6 protein-coding genes are annotated in these 13,340 nt (G+C 49.4%); all 6 read left to right on the forward strand.

Annotation, left to right across the window (positions count from 1 at the left end):
- Positions 1-4: 4 nt before the first annotated feature.
- The 6 genes from BUB16_RS08650 (at position 5) to BUB16_RS08675 (ending at position 12,628) form a co-directional block, all read left to right on the forward strand.
- Positions 5-3,403 (forward strand): SusC/RagA family TonB-linked outer membrane protein, encoded by a 3,399-nt coding sequence (locus BUB16_RS08650; protein ID WP_139240243.1) that lies wholly within the window; start codon positions 5-7, stop codon positions 3,401-3,403.
- Between the two features lie 50 nt (positions 3,404-3,453).
- A complete protein-coding gene (locus BUB16_RS08655; RefSeq protein ID WP_139240244.1) occupies positions 3,454-4,959 on the forward strand; it encodes a RagB/SusD family nutrient uptake outer membrane protein in 1,506 nt (501 codons plus the stop codon).
- Positions 4,960-5,234: 275 nt separating this feature from the next.
- Positions 5,235-8,408, forward strand: a complete 3,174-nt coding sequence (locus tag BUB16_RS08660; protein ID WP_073062331.1) for a PVC-type heme-binding CxxCH protein — start codon at positions 5,235-5,237, stop codon at positions 8,406-8,408.
- Between the two features lie 288 nt (positions 8,409-8,696).
- On the forward strand, positions 8,697-9,752 hold the full coding sequence (locus BUB16_RS08665; protein ID WP_073062406.1) for a ThuA domain-containing protein: 1,056 nt from the start codon (positions 8,697-8,699) through the stop codon (positions 9,750-9,752).
- Positions 9,753-10,061: 309 nt separating this feature from the next.
- On the forward strand, positions 10,062-10,913 hold the full coding sequence (locus BUB16_RS08670; protein WP_073062334.1) for a sugar phosphate isomerase/epimerase family protein: 852 nt from the start codon (positions 10,062-10,064) through the stop codon (positions 10,911-10,913).
- A 443-nt stretch (positions 10,914-11,356) separates the two neighbouring features.
- A complete protein-coding gene (locus BUB16_RS08675; protein WP_073062337.1) occupies positions 11,357-12,628 on the forward strand; it encodes an MFS transporter in 1,272 nt (423 codons plus the stop codon).
- Positions 12,629-13,340: the final 712 nt, after the last annotated feature.

Consider the following 13,340-nt stretch of genomic DNA (forward strand, 5'->3'; position numbering starts at 1 on the left):
ACTTATGAAACGACTACGATATGCATGGCAGATTATGATTGTGCTAATTTTTATGCAGATAGTATTCACTTGTGAAGCAAACGGACAAAGTACAGAATCTATCTTGTATGCAAGTTCGGAGCTGGGTAAAAAAGGAGTGGTGATATCTCTTGAACAATTACTTGAGGAGATCGAAGGAGAGTTCACCGTAACATTTCTCTACGAAGAGAATGTTGTGGCGGATAAATATATAAGCTCGGGGCAGTTGTCATTGCTGCAGACGTCAAAAGCCCGGGGGTTGGCACAAATATTAACTGCCTTGAATATACATTACTGGCAGCTTGATGAAGAGACATATGTCCTTGCCGAGAAAACTCGTTCTCCCATTTCCGGTACTCTCTTTCAACAGGAAACCATAACAGGAACGGTTACAGACGCTGGGGACGGGGCCCCGCTACCCGGCGTGAATGTGATGGTCAAAGGAACTACAACGGGGACTTCCACGGATGGCGAGGGAACTTACTCACTAACGGTGCCGACCCTGGACGATACGCTGGTATTTTCTTTCGTGGGGTATGAAATACGGGAAATACCCATTAATGGACGTTCCGCGATTGATATAAGTTTGACAAGCGAGGCCATAATGGGAGAGGATGTGGTGGTAGTCGGTTATGGCACCCAGCAAAAATCCGATTTGACCGGCTCTGTTGGTACAGTCGACGAAGAAGCACTTCAGGGACGGCCATCAACGAATGTGTCACAGGCCCTGGCCGGCAGGATTTCCGGGGTGGATGTGTCATTAAGTTCGGGTGAGCCGGGAGGATCCCCGCAAATCAGGATTCGCGGGAGTAGTTCTGTGAGCAATACAAATGACCCGCTGTATGTGGTGGATGGAGTTATACTTAACGTGGAACGAATGCAGGGGGGCAGTCACGCTATTAATTCAATTCCACCCGGCAGTATTGAATCTATTGAAGTGCTTAAGGATGCTTCGGCGACGGCCATATATGGGGCAAGAGGAGCAAACGGTGTTGTTTTGATTACAACGAAGAAAGGAAGCCGTGAGGGACCCCGGATAAATTATAATGGTTCGGTCAGCACAAGCAGTGTTGCGAAAAAGATTGACGTATTAAATGCTGAAGAGTTTCTAAGAGTGGAAGAAATCGCCTATTCAAATGCAGAAAAGTATGATCCCGCGGGTTTTGCCGGGGGCAAGTATACCAACCCCGCGGACAAACGAAATGATCCGCGCCTTTTTGATCAGAATGGCAATCCTTTGTACGACACCGACTGGCAGGATGAGGCCTTTCGATCGGCTATAACCCATAAGCATAACTTGTCCATCGCAGGCGGTGATGAAATGACTACCTACGGAATATACGTGTCCTATAATGATGAAGAAGGAGTCATGAAAGAGTCTTGGTTAGAACGCTATTCGGGGCGCTTTAACGTGGAAACTGAGGTCACTGACTGGTTAACTGCCGGAGGTAGCATCAGCTATAGCAATCAATCGCAAAAGGAGCTTCACGCCTGGTCCATGAGGATGCTCTATGAGTCCATCCCGATCGTACCCGTTAAATATCCGGATGGGACCTGGGCCGGAAATGAAGATTACCCGGGAATGGAAGGCGGTCCCAACCAACAGAGAGTATCCGAGGAAAGTATACATATACTCGATACCCAAAACATCCTGGCGAACCTTCATACCAATATTACTTTTACTGACAATTTGGAGTTAAGGACGATGCTTGGGACAAATATTATTAACCAGGAACAGGATAACTATTCGGGGCGAACTCTTCCGTTTTTATCACGCGACCAGGAAGGGATTGCAAGTATCTCCCCCTCCCGCAGCGACAACTGGCAATTGGAGAATTTGCTGAACTATACCATCGACTTCAATAATATCCATTCAATCAGTGCCTTGTTGGGACAGTCAATACAAACTTCCAGCAGTTCCAGTTCAAGTGCAACAGTATGGGGCTTCCTGGATGACTATTTCAAATATCATAATCTGGGTATTGCCGATAATCCGCGTCCTCCCAGCTCGACAACCAACAAATATACGATGTCATCGTATTTTAGCAGGGTGAATTATACCTATGATGACAGGTATCTGTTTACGGTTACCGGGCGGGTAGACGGCTCTTCCAGATTCGGAACCAATAACAGGTATGCATTCTTTCCGTCAGCTGCTTTAGGATGGAGAATATCGGAAGAAAATTTTATGCAAGGGAATTCGATTATATCGAATTTGAAGGTGCGTACCAGCTATGGACTGACCGGCAATTCGGAAATTGCTAATTACCAGTATGAAGCGGGATTGGGTACGTATACAGCAATCTTCAACGGAAGCAGAAATATTGGTGTGGGCGTACAACGGCTGGCCAACCCGAATTTAAAGTGGGAGATAAATAAACAATTTGATATCGGGCTTGAACTGGGACTCTTTGATAACCGGATATCGCTTGAAGCCGATGTCTACCGGAGAAAATCAGAGGACATGTTGCTTCAGCGTCCGTTGCCGAGAACCAGCGGTTATGCGACCGTTTTTGAAAATATAGGTAGCATGGAGAATCGGGGGATAGAGTTGGCCTTAACGACAAGCAATATTGAAAATGCCAATTTCTCCTGGAGCACGGAATTCAATATTTCCATAAATGAAAATGAGGTGCTGAAGCTACATGGAGGATCCGATATCGAGACGGGCGGGGGCGTTCACGGTGGCGGTGCAGGGAGTATCATCCGGGAAGGCCTACCCGTTAATACGTTTATGGGATATATTGCCCTGGGCACCTGGAATACTGATGAAGCCGCTGAGGCTGCAGAGTATGACCGGCTCCCCGGGGATATCAAATATAAGGATGTCAACAATGATGGGGCTATTAACCAGGATGATCGGGTGCCGATAGGGAATGGCGTGCCCGACGGTTATGGTAGCTTTATCAACAGTTTTTCATATAAGAATTTCGAGCTGTCCGCAGATATTCAATTTATGTATGGGAATGACATCATGTGGGAAGCCGTGCATTCGACCGAAGACCGGGTAGGGATAGCCAACAGCCTGGGATCTGTGTTGAACGCCTGGACGCCCGATAATCAGGATACCCCCGTAGCCGAATTGAGACCTACCCAAGCCGGGTATGATACCGATAACGACACCCACAGGATGCAGGATGGCTCCTTTATTCGGGGCCGGAATTTTACGCTTTCTTACAATATTCCACAGGAGATTCTCACACCCTGGAGCGTTGGGAGCCTGAGATTGTATGCCACGGCACAGAATTTATTTACGATCACGAAATTCAGGGGATATGACCCCGAAATTTCGACTTCCGGTGCTCCATTTTCCAGGGGAAGGGCACAATACTTTGAATATCCCAAGTCGAGAACATTCTTGCTGGGCCTGGATATTGGATTCTGATTTTGAAAGACTTTTCACCCCTTTAACTTTAAAACGTTAGCATGATACTTATGAAACAATCAACTTGCTATTTATTACTTTTGGGATTCATAGTACTGGTAGTATCCGGGTGCGGGGACTTCCTTTCACAATCAGACCCGACAAGTTTTACTGACCAGAATTACTACACCCAGCCGGCGCATGCCGAAGCTGCAGTGAATGCTATATATGAAGATTTGAGGGCGGTACGAGGGGGCGGTTTCGGAGGAGCTCCATGGCTCATGACCGAGTTTCAAACGGGACTTGCAAATACCGAGCTGGGTCAGGCCACCAACAGTCTCGATATCAGGGCGCTGGATAACAGTGCTGATAACGGTTACGGCCAAACGTATTGGAACAGCCATTACCGGGGGATTGCAAATGCTAATGAAGCGCTTGCCAATATCCCGGATATCCCGCAAATGGACGGGGTCAACCAAAACAGGCTGCTTGGAGAAGCAAGATTTTTACGGGCCTACTATTATTACAACCTTGTCAGATTGTTTGGAGATGTTCCCTTGATACTTGAGCCTGTCGGGTTGAACTCAGAACTGCTGGAGCCGGAAAGAACCTCAGCCGCCGAAGTGTATGATGCTATTGTTGAGGACCTGATGTGGGTGGAACAAAATTCAGGGTTGACTTTCAACGACGAAAGCGGAAGAGTAACCATGGGAGCTGTCAAAACTCTTTTGTCAAGTGTCTATTTGACTATGGCGGGTTATCCGTTAGAAGGGGGAGAACAATATTATCAGCTTGCACGGGATAAAGCCAGCGAAGTAATGGATTCGGGGGAATATCACTTGTTCGATAATTATGCGGATTTGCACAGCTATGATACGGAGAATTCAGGCGAGCATATTTTTATGGTACAATTTAATAGGGAGATCATTGACCATAATGGACTGCAGTATGTAACGCTTCCCTATAATCAGGATATCTCCTTGTTTTCTGCCGAGACGGGGGGGATCTTTGCCCAGGAGGAGTTTGTGGATTCTTACGAGCAGGGAGATAAACGAACAGAGGAAAAACAATTCTATTACCGAGAGTTTTCCAAGGTATCTGATCGGGAAACGCCCATCAATCTGGGAGGGTGGTATCTGTATAAGTTTTTCGATCAGGAAGCCAATACCGCGACAGCCGTTTCCGGGCTAAATTGGCCCTTGTTTCGTTATGCAGAGGTATTACTCATTTATGCAGAAGCCGAAAATGAGGTAAGCGGCCCAACATTATCTGCTCATGAAGCGGTAAATAAGATCCGTAGGAGGGCGGAAGTTCCGGAATTGTCAGGTCTGTCACAAGCTGACTTCAGAGAAGCCGTCTGGAAGGAAAAATGGCATGAACTGAGTTACGAGAACAAAACATGGTTCGATATGGTCCGCCTGCGCAGAGCATATAATGTGGAGACGGGCGAATTCGAGAATTATGTGGGGCATACTTTTGTATATGGTCCCACATTGTCCGAACGGGAACTGCTGTTCCCTATACCGGCGACAGAACGCCGAAATAACGAGAACCTGACGCAAAACCCCGGATATTAGCCCGCGTATTACGGTATCCACAGCTTTGTTACCTGAATGCTAAGGATGTGCAATCAAGGGCCGGCGCCGAAAGAATACGAAAGTAGAGTAGATCTCAGTTCATGATGTCTCTTAGAATAGGGGAGGCAATATGGAATAATAAATACAGCTTAATTACGCCGGTTGTTAGGAATTACAAAAAATTATAATATACTTGCAATGGGGAGCCCAAGTCTTCCGAAAGAGAAACGCCATGTTTCCCGGATACTCCTGTCATTTTTAAAACAGATTACTTTATGAAGCATTCTTTTTTTCAGGCGATACATGCATGTCTTTTTCCGCTGTTGCTGGTGGCGGTCATGGGCGCCTGCTCGAATTCGGACAGGCCGAAGGCATCCCTGGAAAAGGAAGCCCACCTTGTATTATTAGGCAATAACCTGGGTTCGAGGATGATGAATTTCGGTCATTTCGAAACGGAAATGCATCTTCGCTATCCCGACAGCCTGCTCTATATTCGTAATATGTCGGATCCCGGCAACACCCCCGGATTCCGTCCCCATGCAGCGCGTAATTCTCCGTGGGCTTTTCCCGGGGCGGAAAAGTTTTATGACGAGCTGGCCGCCGAGCCAAGCAGCGAGGGACATTTCCCCACGCCGGATGCCTGGCTTACCAAACTGGAGGCGGATATCATTATCGCTTTCTTTGGGTACAACGAGTCGTTTGAGGGAAAGAAGAGACTCGACACCTACAAGAACGAACTGGAAGCGTTTATTGATCACACCCGTACCCAACGGTACAACGGCAGGAATGCTCCGGAGCTTGTGCTCGTCTCCCCTATTGCATTTGAAGACCTGTCCGACAGCCTCGACCTGCCCGATGGCCGTCAGATCAATAAAAACCTGTCGCTGTACGCCGAGGGGATGGAAGAGGTTGCTCAGAAGAAAGAGGTCCCCTTTGTAGATCTGTATAACCGGACCAAGGAATGGTTTGAAAACGGTGACAGGGCATTGACTATTGACGGGGCGCAGCTTACCGAAAAGGGGTATAAGCGGCTTGCCGGGCTGCTGGCCGATGAAATATTCGGAGCAAAAGAGCCGGAAGCACAGGCGTACCGCAAGCTGGTTCAAAATGCCGTGCTCGAAAAAAACTGGATGTGGGAAAACGACTATAAAATTCCCAATGGCGTGCACGCCTATGGCCGAAGATACGAGCCCTATGGTCCGGATAACTACCCCTATGAAATCGAAAAGATCAGGGAAATGACGGCTATCCGGGATACAGCTATCTGGCAGGCCGCCGGAGGAGAACAAATGGACCTGCAGGCCGCCGATGCCAGGACCCGGAAGCTTCCCGAAGTGGAAACGAATTACCGGACGGATGCCTATGGTCATGGAAATCCCGAATACCTGTACGGACAGGAGGCCCTTGACAAATTTGATATGGCTCCCGGCTACGGTATAGAGCTGTTTGCCTCCGAGAAACAGTTCAATGACCTGGCGAACCCGGTTCAGATCTCTTTTGATAACGAAGGGCGAGCCTGGGTAGCTATTATGCCCAGCTATCCGCACTGGAAACCGGGGGACGGCAAACCCAATGACAAGCTTCTTATTTTTGAGGATACGGATGAGGACGGGCGTGCCGACCAGCAGACGACCTTTGCAGACAGCCTGCATCTGCCGGTGGGATTTGAGTTAGCCCCCGAGGGCGTCTATGTTTCACAAAGTTCGGACCTGGTGTTGCTGAAGGATACCGACGGAGATGACCGGGCCGATCAAAGGAAAGTGGTTTTGAGTGGTTTTGATGACCATGATACCCATCATGCCCACAGTGCCTATACGGCCGATCCTTCAGGATCGATCTATATGGCTGAAGGCGTCTTTCTGCATACCAATGTGGAGACTTCTTATGGTCCGGTTCGTGCCACCAACGGGGGATTTTATCGGTATAATCCCGCCCGTAAGCGGCTGGAGCGGACCGCCCAGATATCGATTCCCAATCCCTGGGGAATCGCCTTCGACCGGTGGGGACAGAATTTTTTTGCAGAGACCTCCAGCCCGAATGTCCGCTGGATGATGCCTTCCACGATTAAGCCGCGATATGGCGAGGCCTCGCCCATGACGGAAAATCTTATTCCGGAAGAGCATATGGTACGTCCCACGTCGGGACTTGAGTTTGTATCCAGCCGTCATTTTCCGGATGAGGTACAGGGCGATATACTTATCAATAATACCATCGGTTTCCTGGGGACCAAGCAGCACCAGGTAATTGAAAAGGGGACCGGCTACAGGACGGAACACCGCCAGGATCTGGTGCAGTCCTCGGACCAGAATTTTCGTCCCGTCGATATGGAATTCGCACCGGACGGGTCCCTGTACCTTGTTGACTGGCACAATAAATTGATCGGACATATGCAACATAATGCCCGCGATCCCCTTCGGGACCATTCCCACGGGCGCATTTACCGGATCACCTATCCATCGCGTCCCCTGGTGGAACCGGCCAAAATAGCCGGCGCCAGTATCGATCAGCTGTTGGAGAACCTCAAGCTGCCGGAATACCGCTCGCGGTATCGCACCCGGCGCGAGCTGCGGGGACGCGATGCGGAGGAGGTGCTTGTCCGCCTTTCGAAATGGACCGATGACCTGGACCGGGATGACCCGCAGTATGAACATCACCTGCTGGAAGCACTGTGGGTGACATGGGGACTGAATCAGGTGGACGAATCCCTGCTGCGTGAACTGCTGGAAGCCGGAGACCACCGGGTCCGCGCCGCAGCCGTAAGAGTGCTTCGGTATGCGGGACACCAGATCGAGAACCAACCCGAGCTGCTGATGACGGCTGCCCGGGATGAGCATGGCCGGGTCCGCCTGGAAGCCATCGTTGCCGCTTCCTGGCTGAGTGAAGAGGAGGGATTGCCCATATTGACTGAGGCAGGGAAAAAACCGCTCGACAGGTGGATGAAGGAACCATATCAAGCAGCGGTGGCCCGTGTTAAAGGAGAACCGTTCGAGAGTGAAGAAGAGGAGGAAAAAGAGAAGATCGAAACAGACCTTGAAGGCGAAGCGAGGAAGCTCTTTATTAAAGGGAAAGCGATTTATGAACAGGATGGATTTTGCGGGACCTGTCACCAGCCTGACGGGGAGGGGGCCGCGGGATTCCCGCCGCTTGCCGGCACCAATTGGGTGGTAGGTCACCAGGATCGTTTGATCAAGATCGTGTTAAAAGGGCTTCAGGGTCCCATTGAAGTGCTGGGCGAACAGTTTCCGGGACAGGTACCGATGACTGCTTTTGGCGGGATGCTGGATGATGAAGAGGTGGCTGCCGTCCTGACCTACGTACGTAATGCGTTTGGAAACGGGGCTTCGGCGGTAACCCCGGAGAAAGTCCGGGAGGTACGGGCCGCGGTGGAGGATAAAGCCGGCTTGTATACCCCCGAGGAACTACTCAACGAACACCCCATGGAAAAATGAATGCCGAGTTCCGGAGGCTGAGTTTCGATATACCGGCGGAATTCAAAGCAAATATTCGTTCTGCATGTGGAGCAGTCACAGTACTTCGGAAACAGGATGACAATTAACTGACTAAATGCGTTTAGCAGTTAAGAATACAGCTTTTTATGTTCTCTGGAAGGGGTTGATGGGTTTTTATTACCTGATAAGCTGCATTTAAGGTGTCATTTGAGTAAAAAATCTTTCCCTGGAGAAGAGGGGATATATCAACTTATTTTAGTAAATATTGAACGGGCAAATGTCTCAAGTATGAATATGAAAATAGCAGTGAATCAAACAATGGCGATCAAAAGAATAGTTGCCGGGATCGGGCTCTCTGTGTTTCTTTTTTCGTTCAATATCCAGTGCGTTGACGCCCAGGAGGACAAGCAGTGGATCTCCTACGCACCGAATGAGGGTCCGGGCAGCGGGAAGCATATTGTGCTGGTCAGCGGCGACGAGGAATACCGCTCGGAGGAAGCTCTTCCATTGTTGGGCGAAATTCTTGCCAGGAAGCACGGTTTCAAGACAACGGTGTTATTTGCTATAAATCCTGAAACGGGAAAGGTCGATCCGGAATATCAAACGAATATTCCGGGCCTGGAACTGCTGCGAAATGCGGACCTCATGGTCATTTTTACCCGGTTCCGGGAGCTGCCGGACGAGCAGATGAAGTATATCCACGAGTACCTGCAGGCAGGCAAGCCGGTGGTGGGGATGCGCACGGCCACTCATGCATTTAATTACAAACGGAATCCGGACAGCCCGTATGCTAAGTACGATTTTCAGAGCGAACAGGAAGGCTGGGAAGGCGGTTTCGGCCGGCGGATTCTCGGCGAGACCTGGATTGATCATCACGGCGTTCACGGAGAGGAGGGAACCCGGGGACTCATCGACGGGATTGAGGAGCGGGAGGATCATCCTGTTCTCCGGGGAGTCCGCGATATCTGGGGGCCTACCGACGTGTATGGCGTCCGGGAGCTGGAGGGAGATCCGGACGTGCTGGTGTGGGGACAGTCGACCAGTGGGATGACCCCGAAGGCCGGGGTAAACCTGGACAAGTCGATTATGCCGGTAGCGTGGACGAAGGAATATACCAGTGAAGCGGGCAATACGGGCCGGGTTTTCACAACGACGATGGGGGCGGCGGCGGACTTGGAGAGTGAGGACCTGCGGCGCCTCTTGGTTAACGCCTGTTACTGGGCCCTGCAGATGGAGGATGATATTCCCGATAAAAGTGACGTTTCGATCGACGGCCCCTATCATCCGACCATGTTTGGCTTTGGCGACCACAAGAAAGGACTGACCCCGTCGGACTTTAAATAGAAAATAGGCCGTTTGCCAGTTACAATATTATTATCGGCAATGACAAATATAACCCCGACAGGTAGTCAATCCTTCTGCTTCAATGATCATGGTCGGGAGAGGCTATCTTTTGTGGAGAAGCTTGATATTCCAAACTATTTGAGGGGCTCCTGCTGAAAGACCCTTCCCGGTAGAATACGGAACTGGTTTCAGAAAAGAGGAATTTAGAGGGTATTTAAAAGCAGGTAACTTTTTTCTGGTCTCTTCAGCTGGGAGAAGTGGTAAGCAAATAATTGATAACTAATAACAACAACTTAGAGCCCAATAACAATGACGAAAATAGGATTTAACTTGCTGGCATGGTCGGCGGTGGTTTCCGGAGATCTCTTGCCCATGGCCGAACGACTCAAAGAAATCGGCTACGATGGGATTGAATGCTTCCTTGGCGTAGAAGACAAACAAGTGTACCGGAATTTCGGGCGGGAGATTGGCGATCTGGGCCTTGAAATGACCTGCGTGATGGTATTAGGTCCCGAAGAAAATCCCATAAGTCCCTCTGCCCAGGTACGTCAAAAGGGACTTGATCGCATCAAATGGGCGGTCGACCGTGCTGATGACATGGATGCAGGCCTTCTCTGCGGCCCCTTTCATTCCGCCTTCGCTACCTTTCACGATAAATCTCCCGATGAGGACGAATACAAGCGCAGCGCTGAAGTACTTGCCAAAGCCGGGGAATATGCAGCGCAGGCCGGGATCCTGTTGGCGCCCGAGGCGATCAACCGATTCGAGTGTTATTTGTGTAATACCATGGAGCAGCTGACCTATCTCGTCGAACAGGCGGCTCATCCGAACGTCAAGGCACATTTTGATACGCATCACGCCAACATCGAAGAGAAGAAGCTGGCCCGGGCCATCAGGAAGGTAGCATCGGTACTCGGGCACGTTCATATCTGTGAAAACGACCGCGGCACGCCGGGGTCGGGCCACATCCCGTGGGATGAGACGTTCGGGGCACTTGCTGATATCGGATACGACGGGTGGCTGACGATCGAAGCCTTTACCCGCGATGATCCTGATTTTGCCAATTCCATCAATGTGTGGCGTGAATACAACAAACCGTGGGACGTAGCCGAGCAGGGATATGCCTTTATCAAGAAGATGTGCGAGAAGCACGGCCTTTGATGGAAGGTTTTGCATGTTGGTTTTTGTCCACGATCTTTGTTGTCGGGATGTTCAAACGCTGACATATGCTCAATATGCTGCGGTTTTAAAATCCCGGTGGCCTTTATTTTGACCAAAAAATCCTGTTTTGCAGAACCTTCTGAGAGATGTTTTATTGTAACACCTTGCAGAGCAATGTATTGTTTTATTGCTTGTTTTTAATTATTTAGGAAAAACGCGACAAGTAAAATATACATAGTAGAATCCAATTCCGGGGGTCTCTTACATATTGGGATTAGAAACCCGCTATATAGTGTATTAGACTAAGAAGGAATAGATGACCGTGCGTCAGTGATAAGGTCCTAAGGAAACAGGGATGCTTGTAAGAAATGTACGAGTCAATTGGTAATATCAAAAGGGAAAACAGGGAACCGTAATATACTTTAAACTAAAATCCAGCTATCATGAGTAAACAAGTTAACGAGCGCATACTTTTCTGGGGAAGCTGCTTTGCTCTCATTACCACCGCCTTTACCTTTGCCATTCGGACGGGCATACTCCCGCAACTGGGCGATCAATTCGGGCTGTCCGCCGAGCAACTCGGATTCATCAATTCGATGTGGTTTTTGGGTTTTCCCATCTCGATGGTCCTGGGAGGCATTTTTTATAACTCTATTGGACCCAAACGCATCATGCAGTTTGCCTTTGTGGTTCATACTCTTGGGATCATCCTGACCATTTATGCCGGCGGATATACCCTGCTGCTGATATCGACCTTGCTCATCGGCCTGGGCAACGGCTGTACGGAGGCCGCCTGCAATCCCATGATAGCCGATGCGTATACCGGCAGTAAAGTGGATAAGATGCTCAACCGGTTCCACATGTGGTTTCCCGGCGGCATTGTGCTTGGCAGCCTGATCTCCAAATTTATGACCGACTTTGCCCTCGGCTGGCAGGCCCAGATGTGGATCATCATGATTCCGACCATTATCTATGCCGCCCTGTTTTACGGGCAGACATTCCCGAAACCCAAACTGGAGGAGATGCGGTCCCTCAAAGAAAACGTCAAGGCCCTGGGGAGTCCCGTTTTTATCTTTTTATTCTTTTGTTTTGCCCTGACCGCCATTTCAGAATTCGGTCCCCAGCAATGGACGAGTATCGTGTTGGCCCAGAGCGGGGCCAGTCCCATGTTGATCCTGGCGCTGGTTACGGGCCTGATGGCTGTCGGACGCTTCTTCGCAGGACCGGTGGTGGAGACTCTGGGACAACCGGGGGTACTGCTGGGCGGGTCTGTTTTTGCAACAATCGGTATCTATATGTTTAGCATTTCGACCGGTATTATGGCGTATGTAGCGGCGGTTCTTTTTGCGATAGGGATCTGCTATTTCTGGCCGGTCATGCTCGGGACGGCGGCCAAGAGGGCCCCGAAAACCGGTGCACTCGGACTTTCCCTGCTGGGAGCGATCGGGATGTTTTCCACATCCATATTTCAGCCCATTATCGGAGGCTGGATTGACTCCGCCCGCAGCACCTATGCGGATATGGGGCTGAGCGGGTCGGAGCTTGAGCTGGCGGCGGGACAAGCGACCCTGGCTCAAATCGCCATCTTTCCGCTTATTTTGATTGTACTGTTTACCATTTTCTATATCTGGCAGAAGAAGTCGGACAGGAAAACCGTGGATGAGATGGCCCAGACGACGGCTTCGGCTCCCAATATTGCTAATGCTCCCGATTAACTTATAACAGGTTTTGCATCCCCTGGTATAAGGGGATACGTTCGATATAATTAATATATTATAGTGGAGTTTAGCGTGATTTGTGGCCTGTTTGCGTATACCCTCCCTGTCCAGTTATATAATTTTAGTATTAAAGACCGGACGGGGAGGATTTTTAATGGGTAGTCCCAATCCTTACTTGTAAAGCCCGAGGCATCCCGGCGGTGTTGGGAATAACAGATGTTTATAACCTCAATGCGCCTCGCCTCATCATATCATTTCTCCTTTGCCGGCCGGTTTTCAAGTCCGCCATGGTTGCATCTTATAAGCCATTGTGGTTTCTCTGCAGAGTTTTTTTCTGTGCTAAATACAACTACATCCCGAAGGAGGGATGGAAATTAAAGCTATAAAGACCGAGAAGTCTTTCATACGAGAGCATGGCATTAAACGAGGAACATCAGTATCGTCCTTTCTTTGCATATATTGCCACCAATGTTCCTTATGCTCCGTTTTATGTACCAGAGGAATATTTATAATATGAACAAAAATGAGGATCGATTTCTGGAAGTACAGAAACGGTTTTATGGGACAACCAGGGATAGGTATTTCCTTCTTATGAATGGAGAATTTAGTTTATAAGAAGGCTTTGCAAAACCCCCTGATTCAGTGCGTTTTTAATGGGATTCTGTTATTTTTCGGTTCATTCTAAATTTTAGTTCATAAAAACATTCAA

Source organism: Fodinibius roseus (assembly GCF_900129315.1).
Lineage (GTDB): Bacteria > Bacteroidota > Rhodothermia > Balneolales > Balneolaceae > Fodinibius > Fodinibius roseus.